Annotated in this window: 1 protein-coding gene; it reads right to left on the reverse strand. The window is 31.3% G+C overall.

Annotated features, from left to right (window positions below; genetic code table 11):
- Positions 1 to 252: hypothetical protein (locus M3183_RS26995; protein ID WP_396953771.1), on the reverse strand; the 252-nt coding region annotated here is incomplete at both ends.

Genomic DNA, 252 nt, shown 5'->3' on the forward strand with positions numbered 1-252 from the left:
ATAAAAAAACTCCCCCTTTTAATATGCAAAAAATTTAGCATATTGTTCCAGAGAAGTATATAGACAATTCCGAAGGAATTTGAAAATATTAGAGATATTTTTGAGGATATAAAGTGGCTGTTTACACTAATAACACCACCCTGAGGACTGCCATTATCATTCTCGTAAACAACACCATTCTCTAAGATTCCCGATTTTAAGAACTGTACAATTAAAGCTAAAACACTACTATCCACAACTTCTTCTTTAATT

Source organism: Neobacillus mesonae (assembly GCF_023715155.1).
GTDB classification, from domain to species: Bacteria; Bacillota; Bacilli; order Bacillales; family Cytobacillaceae; genus Neobacillus; species Neobacillus mesonae_A.